The organism is Sphingobacterium sp. UBA5789 (genome assembly GCF_002418355.1).
Classification (GTDB): domain Bacteria; phylum Bacteroidota; class Bacteroidia; order Sphingobacteriales; family Sphingobacteriaceae; genus Sphingobacterium.
The window spans coordinates 934,429-947,680 of the sequence record NZ_DIDX01000004.1; the positions used below are offsets into that span (position 1 = coordinate 934,429).

At 36.9% G+C, this 13,252-nt stretch carries 14 protein-coding genes; 6 read left to right on the forward strand and 8 right to left on the reverse strand.

Annotated elements, in window-relative coordinates; genetic code table 11:
• The first annotated feature begins 136 nt into the window (after positions 1–136).
• Positions 137–1,540, forward strand: coding sequence for an RICIN domain-containing protein (locus B4B65_RS13385; protein WP_293916088.1), 1,404 nt, complete (start codon positions 137–139; stop codon positions 1,538–1,540).
• A gap of 160 nt (positions 1,541–1,700) precedes the next feature.
• On the opposite strand, the gene B4B65_RS13390 is transcribed toward B4B65_RS13385, so the two are convergent.
• The 4 genes from B4B65_RS13390 to B4B65_RS13405 form a co-directional block, all read right to left on the reverse strand.
• Positions 1,701–1,898 (reverse strand): hypothetical protein, encoded by a 198-nt coding sequence (locus tag B4B65_RS13390; RefSeq protein ID WP_293916089.1) that lies wholly within the window; start codon positions 1,896–1,898, stop codon positions 1,701–1,703.
• A gap of 211 nt (positions 1,899–2,109) precedes the next feature.
• On the reverse strand, positions 2,110–2,847 hold the full coding sequence (locus B4B65_RS13395) for an alpha/beta fold hydrolase (RefSeq protein ID WP_293916090.1): 738 nt from the start codon (positions 2,845–2,847) through the stop codon (positions 2,110–2,112).
• The gene (locus B4B65_RS13400) at positions 2,799–3,041 is read right to left on the reverse strand and encodes a hypothetical protein (protein ID WP_293916091.1); all 243 of its coding nucleotides are present in this window, start codon (positions 3,039–3,041) and stop codon (positions 2,799–2,801) included. The genes B4B65_RS13395 and B4B65_RS13400 overlap by 49 nt, the downstream gene beginning before the upstream one ends.
• A 347-nt stretch (positions 3,042–3,388) precedes the next feature.
• Positions 3,389–3,895, reverse strand: coding sequence for a GNAT family N-acetyltransferase (locus B4B65_RS13405; protein ID WP_293916092.1), 507 nt, complete (start codon positions 3,893–3,895; stop codon positions 3,389–3,391).
• Between the two features lie 190 nt (positions 3,896–4,085).
• On the opposite strand from B4B65_RS13405, the gene B4B65_RS13410 reads away from it, so the two are divergent.
• The 3 genes from B4B65_RS13410 (at position 4,086) to B4B65_RS13420 (ending at position 6,413) form a co-directional block, all read left to right on the forward strand.
• The gene (locus B4B65_RS13410; protein WP_293916093.1) at positions 4,086–4,583 is read left to right on the forward strand and encodes a DUF1572 domain-containing protein; all 498 of its coding nucleotides are present in this window, start codon (positions 4,086–4,088) and stop codon (positions 4,581–4,583) included.
• Between the two features lie 100 nt (positions 4,584–4,683).
• A complete protein-coding gene (locus B4B65_RS13415; protein ID WP_293916094.1) occupies positions 4,684–5,388 on the forward strand; it encodes a class I SAM-dependent methyltransferase in 705 nt (234 codons plus the stop codon).
• Between the two features lie 68 nt (positions 5,389–5,456).
• Positions 5,457–6,413, forward strand: coding sequence for a DUF4377 domain-containing protein (locus B4B65_RS13420; RefSeq protein ID WP_293916095.1), 957 nt, complete (start codon positions 5,457–5,459; stop codon positions 6,411–6,413).
• Between the two features lie 92 nt (positions 6,414–6,505).
• Here the strand turns inward: B4B65_RS13420 and lysA are convergent, their stop codons facing one another.
• The 4 genes from lysA to serC all read right to left on the reverse strand — a co-directional run bounded on the left by lysA (position 6,506) and on the right by serC (position 11,226).
• Positions 6,506–7,666 (reverse strand): diaminopimelate decarboxylase, encoded by a 1,161-nt coding sequence (lysA, locus tag B4B65_RS13425; RefSeq protein WP_293916096.1) that lies wholly within the window; start codon positions 7,664–7,666, stop codon positions 6,506–6,508.
• A gap of 7 nt (positions 7,667–7,673) precedes the next feature.
• The gene (locus tag B4B65_RS13430; RefSeq protein WP_293916097.1) at positions 7,674–8,987 is read right to left on the reverse strand and encodes an aspartate kinase; all 1,314 of its coding nucleotides are present in this window, start codon (positions 8,985–8,987) and stop codon (positions 7,674–7,676) included.
• A 129-nt stretch (positions 8,988–9,116) separates the two neighbouring features.
• Positions 9,117–10,064: a D-2-hydroxyacid dehydrogenase gene (locus B4B65_RS13435; RefSeq protein WP_293916098.1), complete on the reverse strand. Its 948-nt coding sequence runs from the start codon at positions 10,062–10,064 to the stop codon at positions 9,117–9,119.
• A 94-nt stretch (positions 10,065–10,158) separates the two neighbouring features.
• Positions 10,159–11,226: a 3-phosphoserine/phosphohydroxythreonine transaminase gene (serC, locus tag B4B65_RS13440; RefSeq protein ID WP_201679505.1), complete on the reverse strand. Its 1,068-nt coding sequence runs from the start codon at positions 11,224–11,226 to the stop codon at positions 10,159–10,161.
• A 325-nt stretch (positions 11,227–11,551) separates the two neighbouring features.
• On the opposite strand from serC, the gene B4B65_RS13445 reads away from it, so the two are divergent.
• Together B4B65_RS13445 and B4B65_RS13450 are read left to right on the forward strand one after the other, a co-directional pair.
• Positions 11,552–12,529, forward strand: coding sequence for a 2-hydroxyacid dehydrogenase (locus B4B65_RS13445; RefSeq protein WP_293916099.1), 978 nt, complete (start codon positions 11,552–11,554; stop codon positions 12,527–12,529).
• A gap of 58 nt (positions 12,530–12,587) precedes the next feature.
• Positions 12,588–13,175, forward strand: coding sequence for a YceI family protein (locus tag B4B65_RS13450; RefSeq protein WP_293916100.1), 588 nt, complete (start codon positions 12,588–12,590; stop codon positions 13,173–13,175).
• The last annotated feature ends 77 nt before the right edge of the window (positions 13,176–13,252 follow it).

Here is a 13,252-nt window from a genome sequence, read left to right on the forward strand (position 1 = left end):
CCAAAGTGTTATTTCATGAATTGTGAATTAAAAACTATTTGAATTATTTTTTGTTTACTATAGATATATTTCCGTATTATTGAAAAAAAATACACATATATGAAAATATTTTACCTACACTTTTTTTTTATTTTTTATGTCATTGTTTCTTGTCAATTGTAAGAGAAATGAAGTTGAACCTGTATTAAAGAATAGTCCAAACTTAGTTGCGACAGCTTTAGATGGAAAATATGATATTTTAGGTCACGGTTATGATATAACTGGTGAATTTGCAAATTCAGATTACTCGAGACAACAAATTATCGATGTAAGTAAGTTAGTAAATGCAGATAGTTCAGATTTTTATGACAATAAGGCTGTTTATCAATATAATGATTACGCTTCTGGTGAAAATGCTGAAGATTACTCTAAAAAGATGACAAGTAAAGTAAGTGTTAATGGGGTTTTTAAATTATTTACAGCAGATTTAAATAAAAAATTTGATGAAACTCAAAAGCTGAATAATAAATATTCTTATGCCACAGCTTTTTACATTATTAAGCAAAGAACTATGAATTTATTGACTGATCCTCAAGTGATAGCGAGTCAATTTTTAACAACTAATTTTAAAAATGATGTACAGAATCTTAGTGCCCAAAAGTTAGTTGAAAAGTATGGCACCCACGTTTTGATGAATATTACACTGGGTGCAAAAATGGAACTTAATTATACAACTGAATCGAATACTAGAGAAATTATAACCGCTACCGATGCTGGAGTGAAATTTGCAGCTGACAAAATTTTTGGTATAAACATTAATCAAACTACAGATATTGCTAGGAAGTCGACAAATTTCAATCAAAGATTGAGATATAGAACTTTTGGGGGAGACGGGACAAAAGGTTTACTTGGGACTATCAATCTGGATCAGTCATCATTGCCAGTAATAAATGTTCAAAATTGGCAAAGTACATGTACACGCGAAAATGCTGTACTTGTTGATATAGGTAGCAATGGTTTAAAACCCATTACAGATTTTATAAATGACAATTCAAAGAAAGCAATTGTAGCACAATATATTACAGAATATTTTGAGGCAAACAAAGTTAAGATTACTGATTTTGTCAAAGTAAAATATGGTAGATATAAAATTTCAAATGTAAATAGTAATAAAGTGCTAGCAATACCTAAGGCATCGACTAAAGCAGGTATTCAAGCGATCCAATGGGACTGGCTACAGGGACCAGAACAACAATGGCTGATAGAGTCTAATTATGATGGAACATATATATTAACAAATTCTAATAGTAACTTGGTTTTAGCAGTTTCTAAAAATTCAATTTCAAATGGCGCAAATATTATACAATGGAATTGGCAGAATGGAAGTGAACAAAAGTGGATTCTAGAAAGAGACGCTAACAATCAATACAAGATAAAAAATGAAAATAGTGGGCTGGTGATGGCTGTTGGTAGCGGATCAACTTCCAATGATGCAAAAATAATCCAATGGAATTGGCAAAATGGAAGTGAACAAAAATGGAATTTAGAATTAATTTACTAAGTTGTAGATAATGTTTTTCGCGAAGTTTTGAACTAATGTATTTATTTATGATAGTTCAAAACTTTGTAATATTATTTCCAACAAACTTTATAATAATCGATTCTCATGTACCCTTCTATCAGTAATCTGAATAAAGAACATTTAAAGAACGATCACATGCCTAGATATAAGCAAAAAAGAAAACAATTCCGGCTACTGTAAACCCAATACCCAGTACCATAAAAAACAAACGCAGAAATTTTTCCCACGCACTTCTGTCATTGAATATATCTCCTTTCAGCACCTCAGCAATTTCTTCCTCTGTCAGATTGCTGTGTCTGCTTATAATATAAATATCTTCCCGTTCTATTTTATTCATTGCATGAACTTAAAAACTATATATAATCTTAATTATTTAACCGACTCTCTCACTTATTCATTTAAATGGTGATACACCTTCCTCGCTATGGATTGTTTTTTATCAGCTAAGTAATTAACAGTTTAAATGGGTGTATTGCCTCTTAAAGATCGAGGAATCTCAATCATATATGATAAAATTCCTATTGTAATAAAAGAGGTGACACATCAGGCTAATGTTCCTTATTATTGTCATTATTTAAAATTTCAGAAATAATTATTTTTTGAACTTGCTCTGCCTCATCGACTAATACAGAATGCCCTGCATTTTTAAAAGTGTATATATTCTTTTTAGGTGCTTTTAAGATTTTATAGTAATCTTTGGCAACATTACAGTTTGTCTGTAGATCTTTTTCTCCCAAAAAGAAATATACAGGACATTTGATCGTTGGTAATTCTACGAAAAGATTCTGTTTCATTACTTCATTCCACGTTGGCATCCAAGCTTTCGACCAATCTTCCATATATTGCTTCAGCAGCGGCAGGTCTTTTTCTGCGACTGGGTGTCCATCGTAACTTAACATCCATTTCCTTGAATAGTACATATCTTCGTAACTGTTGAATGGTATTTTAACATTATCCAGTTCTTTCTGAGCTTCTATATTAGCTTTCTCTTTGGCATACAGTTTTAAGTTTTCCAGCAGGATTTGTTCACTTTTTGTTTGGTTGACCACTGGGCTGAACGCAAGATAGCCACTTAAAAGTTCAGGATGTTTTTCTGCCATCTTGAAGCCTATAACGGTTCCCCAGGATTCTCCAACGAGATACAATTTTCTCTGATTGAATCTTTTTAAAAGTAATTTGATTAATTCAAATGTGTCATTTACCATTAAGTCTAGGGTTATCGTTACTAATGATTTATTCAGTGTCTCAGTTCTCCCCGCACCTCGCTGATCCCATTGAACGACCATAAAATGTTTTGAAGTATGTTGGAAAAAACTTCAGCCTGCTTCATTCTTGAGCTTCCCGGACCGCCGTGTAAGAAAAGAATAACAGGAGCATCTTTACTCCCGCTATAGGAAACAACCTGTTTGATATTACCAATGGAAAGTGTATCGTAAATAGGTGGAGATTGTGCATGTACATTATGAATCAGCGATATCATAATTATAAGTAGACTAAACATTTTAAATTTCTTGAGCATATATATTCTTTGTTTTAATTATTCATAATCTGTTGTGCATTATGATTCAGGTCTTTAGAGATAGAGAACTAAACACCCATTAAATTGATAATCAACAAATTACCCTTATTTAAAATAAACAACTTAAGAGCAAATTACAAAAGAATATTGGAAGATTCAAGGAAAATACCGCTAGAAAAACTGTTAACTATGCCGCAGAGACATTAAAGAGAAGGCTATATCGGAGCTGGCTTAACCTATGGATTTGGATTTCAAAAGGTATATTAAGCAACAACAGAAAATGAATCAGTAGAAATACCCATGAAAAGCTATAATTGCGGATGTAAATACAGGTAATAAATCAGTTCATTTTGCTCTTGCACAGTATCCTCTATATCCGACGCTCTCTTCATGCCCAATTTTTCTAAAAGACGAATAGACTTAAGATTGCTGTTTTTGGTAATTCCCAGCACTTTGTTCTGTATACGATTTTCCCGGATATAGATCAGTAATCTGCTGGCAGCCTCAAAGGCATATCCTTGCTTTTCAAACTCAGGCAACAATGCAAATCCAATATCAGCATCTTCGAGATAAGTGCGCTTAACAAGCGATACCACTCCTACAGGAAGATCATAAGGTATCAAAGAGACCACCCAGTATTGAATAGTCGGCGTTTCGATTATCCGTCTTACATATGCTTCTGCCTCTTCTATACTGTTGACATTTCTATCGCCAATATTTTCTTTCCATTGATCCGTATTGACCAGCCTCAACATAAATGCAGCATGAATCATGTCTAACCTGCGTAAATTTAACCTCTCCGTCTTCATATTCATACCTTGTTTAACTCGTTAGAGACAACGAATTTAAGGATTAAGCTCCATAAAGCAATACGGTTACCCATTTGCCTAACATTCCATTATATCAAGATATGCGGAATGACAGTTCATCTTTTTTTCTGTTTATTTTAATGCTATATTTAATAGCAATTATTCATACTGTTTGTATAATCCATTTATGAATCCTATGACAGACTCACTAGCCTATCTGTCCAAACATTTCAGAGATGTACACTTTGGTGGCAACTGGACATGCGTCAATCTAAACGATACACTGCAAAATATAAACTGGATACAGGCAACTACTCCTGTTTATAGCCTTAATACAATAGCCATGTTGGTTTTCCATGTTAATTATTATGTTGTCGCTATCAAAGATGTTCTTACAGGCAAGCCGCTCACCTCTCAGGATAAATTCAGTTTTGATCTGAAACCGATCACTAGTGAAGATGAATGGCAGAATTTAATTCAGAAAACGCTTCATGATGCTGAAAGCTTAGCAGTACTGATTGAAAATCTGAATCCTTCCTGCTTAGATCAGGACTTTACGGACCCCAAATACGGAACATATTACCGTAATCTGCTTGGTGTTATAGAACATACACATTATCATCTGGGGCAGATTAGTATCTTGAAAAAAATAATTACAGAAGCAAAGATCAGAGAAAAAGATCAGCCTGAATAACGTGACATTAAAATTGCTATTTGATTACCTGTTATCTGGATAAGGAGAATTTTATATGAACAATAAAAGTTAAATTTGATCATACCAAGAATAAAATAAGATGTCAAAAATATATACAGAAGAAGAACTTAAAGAGATCGCTAATCAACTGGCAAATCCAAATGGAGAATTTGGACTTGTTATCGCTGATAACATGAATGAAAACAATATCGGCATGACACTGGAAACGGTCAGGAATATGGATTTGAGCGATAATGATGAGGTTCTGGAATTAGGGCATGGCAACTGCGGACACCTGAAACTAATATTACAACAAGCGAAATCTATCCATTATCGCGGCCTTGAAATATCTTCTACGATGCATCAGCAGGCCAGTACGGATCATAAAGAAGAAATAAGCCGGGGTCAGGCGTCTTTCCTTTTGTATGATGGCCTGCATATTCCCTTTCAGGACAACCTGTTTGATAAAATACTATCTGTCAACACCCTTTATTTCTGGGAGGATATCCCCGCCCTATTAACAGAGATCAGGCGTGTACTAAAACCGCAAGGCTGTGTTGCCATTACATTCGCAGACCGTGCTTTTATGGAGACTTTACCTTTTACTAAATTCGGGTTCAATCTGTTTGATCTGGAGAAATTCAAAACAGCAATCGCAGAAAGCGACTTCATTCTGAAAAGTGCTTTAAAAAGAGCTGAGTATGTAAACAGTAAAACCGGAGATCCCGTTTTGAGAGAATACTGGATAGCAATTTTATCTCCCGATAATGAACACCCTAAAACAGAAAAGCCCTTAACACTATAATAATATTTAACAGTTACGCTAAACCATTTTTCGATATATTTGTCCATTATAGAAATAATATTAGTTTTATGAAAAAAATCGCACCTCTTCTGATGTGTTTCTTTATGGTCACATCTGCGATCAGTACACTGGCTCAAAGCAAGACCTTTAACATGGAGATTAAAGAGAATAAAGCAGACTGTAGTGGTGTAGGCCGAATGAAATGTTATCTGGTCAAATATCATAACAGTAAAGACTGGGAATATTTTTACGCACCGATTGATAATTTTGACTATTCGGAAGGTTTCCGGTACAAGGTAAAAGTGAAACGCAGCAAATTGAGCAATGTTCCTGCAGATGCTTCATCTTACAAATATGAAGTGGTAAAAGTAATCAGTAAGAAAAAAATCAGAGATTCTAATGATCAGAGTGAAGAGATCACTATGATAGTCAAAGAGAATCGCGTAGACTGTACAGGTGTAGGACGTATGAAATGTTATATGGTTAAGTATAACAACAGCAAAGATTGGGAATATTTTTATTCCGGCTTTCAGCATTTCAATTACGAAGAAGGATATCGTTATAAATTACTGGTAAAACGTACTAAACTAAAAAATGTACCGGCCGATGCTTCTTCCTATACCTATGATGTAATCAAAGTACTGAGTAAAACAAAAGCAGGTAATGTCAAAGAAGAAAATACAGCTCTCGCATTTCTTGAAAAACATACATGGAAACTTTTATCTCTTCGCGGAAAGCTGCAGGAGAACAGTGGTGCATTTATGAATTTCGACATTGACAAGAATAGTGTCAGTGGTAATTCCAGCTGTAATAATTATTTCGGAACTGTACGCTTCAATGGAAATAAGATCACATTTACCAATGTAGGGAGCACACAGAAAGCATGCCTCAATGATAATATAGAAAGAGAGTTTTTTGACCTGCTATCGCTTAACGGCCTGACCTATGATATAGCTGAACAGACTTTCAATCTATATCATGAGCAAAAACTCATTGCCATATTTGGTATGACTCAAAAGAATTAGGCCATTGTTTATATGAACAAAGAAAGCCGTACTGAGATTCAGTACGGCTTTCTTTGTTAACGATTTTTTAGAAACAAGTTTATCTTGTAAGACTATACGATTTCGTCGGAATATACATACCGTATTTCTTCCCGAAGATTGTAATGTGAAGACATCACCTCTCCATAAGCTCCGGCTGTACGTATCGCAATCAGATCTCCTCTTTTGCTTACCGGTAATGGAACTTCCTTACCAAAACAATCTGAACTCTCGCAGATTGGTCCGACTACATCATAGTTGATTTCATCCTGATCCGACTCTCCTACTCTTTCTATCTTATGATATGCCTGATATAGTGCCGGACGCATTAATTCTGTCATACCGGCATCCAGTATAAGAAAATTCTTCTTGATACCGCTCTTTGTATATAACACGCGGCTTAGCAGACTGCCACATTGTGCTACTAATGCCCTTCCAAGCTCAAAATGCACTTCCTGATGAGGATTGCGTTCTAAAAATTTGTCAAAAATATCAAAGTAAGCTTCAAAATCTGTAATGGGATTACCATCAGGGTCTTTATAATCAACACCTAATCCGCCGCCTACATTTAAGACTTTGATCGTAGTACCTCTTTCTTCAAACCAGTTCTTCCATTCATTGACCTTTACACAAAGGCTTTTAAACACGTTCAGATCAACGATCTGCGAACCAATATGAAAGTGTAATCCCACGAGATTAAGATGCTTGGATTCTCTTAATATAGCAGCTGATTTTTCGAGCTCAGAATTAGGAATGCCGAATTTATTTTCATCCAGTCCCGTTGTGATATAATGATGTGTCTGTGCATCTACATTCGGATTTATTCGCAGCGATACATTTGCAATCTGTCCGGTCTCCCCTGCCAAAGCATTGATGACCTCCATCTCTTCAATAGACTCGACATTGAATGCAAATATCTCATGTGCCAATGCATAGCGGATTTCTTTATCCGATTTACCGACGCCGGCAAATGTAATTTTATCAGCTTTAAAACCCGTTTCAATAGATTTCTTTACCTCATTACCGCTTACACAATCCGCCCCAAAACCTTTGGCCTGGATAAGCTGAAGAATACGGTCATTGAAATTAGCTTTCAGGGCATAATGCACGTGAAATCCTCTTTTATTTGCCGCTGCTGCACACGCATCCAGTGTGCGTTCCAGCAAACTCATATCATAGTAATAAAATGGCGTCTCCTGATGCTCGAAAGAAGCCAGTTGTTTCGTACTGAACATATGGATATTAAAATAAACGGTTGTGTAATGAACGTAATGCCTCAGTTTTGTATTCAGAATCCATCAGGATCGAGACATTATAGTCCGAACCACCATAGGAAATCATACGAATAGGCAGATGCTTTACAGCATCCAGTACACGCGCTGCATATCCATGTGTATTCTGACCGAAGTCACCAACGACACATACGATAGTTTGATTTTCATCTGCCGATACCGTTCCGAAATCTTCCACTTCTTTAATAATATCTGCCAGATGAGTAGTATCATCAATAGAAAGAGAAACAGCCACTTCCGATGTGGTAATCATATCTATAGGAGTCTTGTATCTTTCAAAGATCTCAAACACTTTACGCAAGAAACCATATGCGAGCAACATTCTGGATGAATGAATATGAATAGCGGTGATATTATCTTTTGCTGCGATAGCCCGGATGATTCCTTTCTGCGCTCCATCTTTACTGATCAGCGTTCCGGCAGCTTTCGGATCCATTGTATTCAATACGCGCACAGGTACATTATACTTCTGCGCAGGAAATACAGATTGCGGGTGCAAGATCTTTGCTCCGAAATAAGCCAGCTCCGCAGCTTCATTGAAACTCAAATGTGCGATAGGTGTAGTATTCTTTACGACACGGGGATCATTGTTGTGCATACCGTCTATATCCGTCCATATCTGTACTTCATCAGCCTGAATAGCAGCTCCAATAAGCGATGCCGTATAGTCAGATCCTCCTCTGCGCAGATTATCGATCTCGCCAAAAGAGTTACGGCAAATGAATCCCTGCGTAATAAACAGCGTATTGTCCGGATATTTAGCAAGTAATACGTTCAATTTCTCACCGATATAACTGACCATAGGTTCGTTATCCTCATCGATTTTCATAAAATCCAATGCTGGTAACAACACAGAAGGGACACCGATCTCATTCAGATGAAAGTGAAACAAAGCAGTAGAAATCAGCTCTCCCTGAGCCAGAACCACTTTTTCCTCTATCGGCGTAAAGTGCTCGTTAGAAAGAGAACCAATAAAATCAAAATGATAATCAATAAGATCTTTACCGTTTTTGTATCCCTGATCTGTTGTGAAAAGTTCTTTAATCAGTGACTCATACTTATCCTTATGCTGCTTGATCAGTTGCTTGGCCTCGTCCTTCTTACCTACCAGATAAGCCTGACTGATTTCGACTAAAGCATTTGTTGTTCCTGCGACAGCAGACAACACTACGATCTGACGTTCAGAAGGGTTTACAATATCTAACAACCCTTTGATACGTGCAGCACTTCCGACAGATGTGCCTCCAAATTTTAGAATTTTCATATTTAAAAAAAATGTATAAAACAGTTTTATGTTTTGCGCGGTGAATATACAAAAAAAGTAATGCTATTAAACAAAAACGGCACAAAGTGTAAACTTACGCTTTGTGCCGTAAATTATGATTTACAACAATTACTTCTTCAGTTGCTGAATAATTAAAGTGGCAAGTTCTTCACCTATGCGTTCCTGAGCCTCATTTGTAGCCGCTCCGATATGCGGTGTCAATGAGATCTTTGCATGCTGAAGGATTCCCGCACGAGGTGCCGGTTCATCATCAAAAACATCCAATGCAGCAAAAGAAACTTTTCCTGTATCCAGAGCTTCTATTAATGCAAGCTCGTCAATCACACCGCCACGTGAAGCATTGACTAAGGCTACTCCGTCTTTTAAGAGTGGAAACTCCTCTTTGCCAATTACCGGTTTATCTGTAAACGGTACATGTAAGGAGATAAAATCAGAAACACTGAAAAGCTCCTGCAGACCGACTTGTCTCACTGGTACTTCTACCTTGATACCTCCTGAGAGTGAAAGCTCCAGAGAGGCCGGGCCATCGTACAGATCAGAAAAAACGACATCCATACCAAGTCCTAAAGCAATTTTAGCCGTTTCACGGCCTATACGTCCGAAACCTACTATACCAATTGTCTTACCACGTAATTCAATACCTTTGGCATACGCTTTTTTCAGACCAGCAAAGTTAGTTGATCCCTCAACAGGCATTTTACGGTTCGCATCGAATAAGAAACGTACACCGTTAAGAAGATGTGCAAATACTAATTCAGCAACAGAAAGAGAAGATGCAGCCGGCGTATTGATAACAGCTATACCTTTACTACGCGCATAATCCACATCAATATTATCCATTCCGACACCGCCTCGGCCTATTACCTTGATATTCGGGCAGGCATCAATAAGAGCTTGTCTTACTTTAGTAGCACTACGTACCGTAATGGCATCGTAATTATTCAGCTTTGCAGCTAATTCCTCTTGTGGAATATGATTTGTATCTACCTCAAATCCGGCATCTTCCAATAATTTTTTTCCGATTGGATCGATTCCGTCATTTGCTAATATTTTCATCAGTACTAATTTATTTTATAAAGTGAGGAACCATCTGATATATTCTTTACAGCTTGTGCTCCGAAAAATCAGGATGATTTCATCTGTAATCTTATTATTTATACTTTTCTTCAAACTCCTGCATGGTGTCTACCAATGCATTTACAGAGGAAATACTCAATGCATTATAGATAGAAGCACGGAAACCTCCTACAGAACGGTGACCTTTCAGTCCGATATGACCACGTTCTTTAGCTAATTCCAGAAATTCACCTTCCAGTTCAGGGTTATTCATCACGAAAGTAACATTCATTCTGGAACGGTCTTCTACTTCTGCTGTACCTTTGAACAGTGAATTGCGGTCAATCTCATCGTACAATGTACGTGCTTTCACGATATTTTCCTGTTCAATAACAGATATACCACCTTTAGCTTTCAACCAACGCAGATTGAGCATAGATACATAGATAGAATATACAGGAGGCGTGTTGTACATAGATCCGCCTTTAATATGACTGTCATAATCAAAGATACTTGGAAGTGTACGTCCTGTTTTACCCAGAAGGTCATCTTTAACGATAACAAGCGTAACACCGGCAGGTCCCATATTCTTTTGAGCTCCTGCGTAGATCAGACCATAGTCAGCAACATTGATCTCCCGACTTAAAATATCTGAAGACATATCAGCGACTACCGGTACAGCCGATTGAGGGATATCAAATACCTCCGTACCGTAGATCGTATTATTAGTAGTATAATGGAAATAAGCAGCATCCGAAGGTACAGTGATGTTCTTCGGAATGTAAGTATAATTGCGGTCACTGGAAGAAGCGATCACTTCTACCTGCCCTATTTTCTTAGCTTCTTTAGCAGCTTTAGTAGCCCAAACTCCCGTATCGAAATAGGCAGCTTTTCCACCTTCTGGCAGAAGATTTAACGGCACCATAGCAAATTGTGTACTTGCACCACCTTGCAGAAATAAAATGGAATACCCTTGCGGCACATTCAACAATTCACGAACTAAGCGTTCCGTCTCCGAGATTACAGCTTCAAAATCTTTGGAACGGTGCGAAATTTCTAAAATTGATAATCCTGTGTTATTGAAATCGATAACAGCCTGTGCAGCTTCTTGAAAAACCTCCTTCGGCAAAATACATGGCCCTGCTCCAAAATTGTGTTTCATGGATATAAAATTTTAATTGATGATTTTGTAATGGAAGACAATCGTTTGCCTAATCCATTGCAAAGGTAGAACTATTTTTACAAATTTTTCACACATATTACACTTTTATTAAAAACGATTTAAGACATTTCCGCTATTGATATGAAATTACTACGATTTTAACCCAATTGAATACAAATTATCACGAAGCAATATTCATTTTTGTACTTTACTAAAAATCACCGAATTACAATACCTAAACATCATATATTTATCATGATTTCGCTTACAGATACTATTTAGTCTAAATAATTCATAAATTCACAGCTTTAAACAGAATGACAATATGAAAGTATATATATCCAGAAATGTACCACAGGAAGGATTGGATTATCTGAGCAAACATGGTCTGAGCTACACTGTCAATACGGAAAATAAAAAACTGACACAAGAAGAACTGATAAAGGAGTGTCAATCTGCTGATCTTTTATTAAATGTAGGCGGAGTACGTCTGGATCAACATTTTTTTGATAATTGTGCTCATCTTAAAGGTGTAGCACTGGCTAGCGTAGGCTACGACCATGTAGATATGGATGCCGCCAGCAAAGCCGGAATTCCGGTAAGCAACACTCCGGACGTACTTAGTGGAGCTACTGCGGATGTTGCATTCTTATTAATGCTGGCTGTATCCAGAAAAGCTTTCTACAGAGCAAATGAAATCAGAGAGGGAAAGTGGAAGGATTTTGAGTTTACAAAAGACCTTGGAATAGAACTTAACGGAAAGACATTAGGTATCTATGGATTAGGCAGGATTGGTCTTGAGCTTGCCCGTAAAGCACAGGCTGCATACGGGATGAAGATTATCTATCACAATCGTCATCCCAATGAAACAGCTAAACGTGTTCTGAATGCCGAATACGTTAACTTTGATGAGCTCCTGACGCAAAGTGATGTACTGTCTGTACATGCCAATCTGAGTCCGGAGACACAATATCGTTTTAATAAGGAAACATTTGCCAGAATGAAAAAATCGGCTATTCTGATCAATACAGGACGTGGCAAAATCGTTCACGAACAAGATCTTTACACAGCTCTGGTAAACGGAGACATATGGGGAGCCGGATTGGACGTGACAGATCCCGAACCTATGAAAGCCGAGAGTCCCTTACTAACACTTCCATCTGTATGCGTACTGCCGCATATCGGATCAGCAACAATCGAAACACGAACTAATATGATAAAAATGGCTGCAAATAATCTGATAGCAGCCTCTAAATCAAACCATATGCCTCAGATTGTTAATGAGGAAGTTTACAAAGCATAAAAAATTACCTTTTCAATGAGAAAACACTTAATATCTTTATAAAAAAACAGCCATTCAAATGAAATCAAAAATCTTCTCAATCTTACTATTAACTGTCATCAACAGTTTTTCTATTCTGACCTATGCTCAAAAAGCAGAAACCTATCGTGTAGATGGGTCAAAATCCTCTATTACATGGAAAGGTGATAAAGTTAGCGGCTCGCATACCGGAACAGTCGACCTGACTACCGGTACACTCGATTTTACCGGAAAAAAACTTACGGGTGGCGGTTTTGTGATCAATATGGCCAGCATTAAGGATGCCGACAAAAGTGCCGGACTTGAAAAACACCTGAAAGCAGATGATTTCTTTGGTGTAGAAAAATTCCCAACTGCTAACTTTATTATCAAAAAAGTGGAAGGTAGCGGCAATAATGTAAATATTACGGGTAACCTGACATTAAAAGGTGTTACACAATCTATCAGCTTTCCGGCTACAATCACCTGGAATAATGATAAAACAATCAGTGCTACTGCTGATAAAATCACGGTGGACAGAACAAAATTTGGTATTCAATATAAATCAAAATCCATCTTCTCAGATATAGGTGATAAGTTTATTTATGATGAATTCACCTTATCGGTAAAGCTGGTAGCCAAAAAATAATTTGCAAGACAATTCCCGATGGAATCTGTAGAGAACAAAAAAATCCCCGTTCAAAAAACGGGGATTTTCTTTTATAA

Coding starts and splice junctions, on each gene's coding strand:
- B4B65_RS13450 (WP_293916100.1), top strand. CDS start 12,588: ATGAAATCAAAAATCTTCTCAATCTTACTATTAACTGTCATCAACAGT.
- B4B65_RS13410 (WP_293916093.1), top strand. CDS start 4,086: ATGACAGACTCACTAGCCTATCTGTCCAAACATTTCAGAGATGTACAC.
- B4B65_RS13445 (WP_293916099.1), top strand. CDS start 11,552: ATGAAAGTATATATATCCAGAAATGTACCACAGGAAGGATTGGATTAT.
- B4B65_RS13430 (WP_293916097.1), bottom strand. CDS start 8,987: ATGAAAATTCTAAAATTTGGAGGCACATCTGTCGGAAGTGCTGCACGT.
- B4B65_RS13400 (WP_293916091.1), bottom strand. CDS start 3,041: ATGATATCGCTGATTCATAATGTACATGCACAATCTCCACCTATTTAC.
- B4B65_RS13390 (WP_293916089.1), bottom strand. CDS start 1,898: ATGAATAAAATAGAACGGGAAGATATTTATATTATAAGCAGACACAGC.
- B4B65_RS13435 (WP_293916098.1), bottom strand. CDS start 10,064: ATGAAAATATTAGCAAATGACGGAATCGATCCAATCGGAAAAAAATTA.
- lysA (WP_293916096.1), bottom strand. CDS start 7,666: ATGTTCAGTACGAAACAACTGGCTTCTTTCGAGCATCAGGAGACGCCA.
- B4B65_RS13385 (WP_293916088.1), top strand. CDS start 137: ATGTCATTGTTTCTTGTCAATTGTAAGAGAAATGAAGTTGAACCTGTA.
- serC (WP_201679505.1), bottom strand. CDS start 11,226: ATGAAACACAATTTTGGAGCAGGGCCATGTATTTTGCCGAAGGAGGTT.
- B4B65_RS13415 (WP_293916094.1), top strand. CDS start 4,684: ATGTCAAAAATATATACAGAAGAAGAACTTAAAGAGATCGCTAATCAA.
- B4B65_RS13405 (WP_293916092.1), bottom strand. CDS start 3,895: ATGAATATGAAGACGGAGAGGTTAAATTTACGCAGGTTAGACATGATT.
- B4B65_RS13395 (WP_293916090.1), bottom strand. CDS start 2,847: ATGGTCGTTCAATGGGATCAGCGAGGTGCGGGGAGAACTGAGACACTG.
- B4B65_RS13420 (WP_293916095.1), top strand. CDS start 5,457: ATGAAAAAAATCGCACCTCTTCTGATGTGTTTCTTTATGGTCACATCT.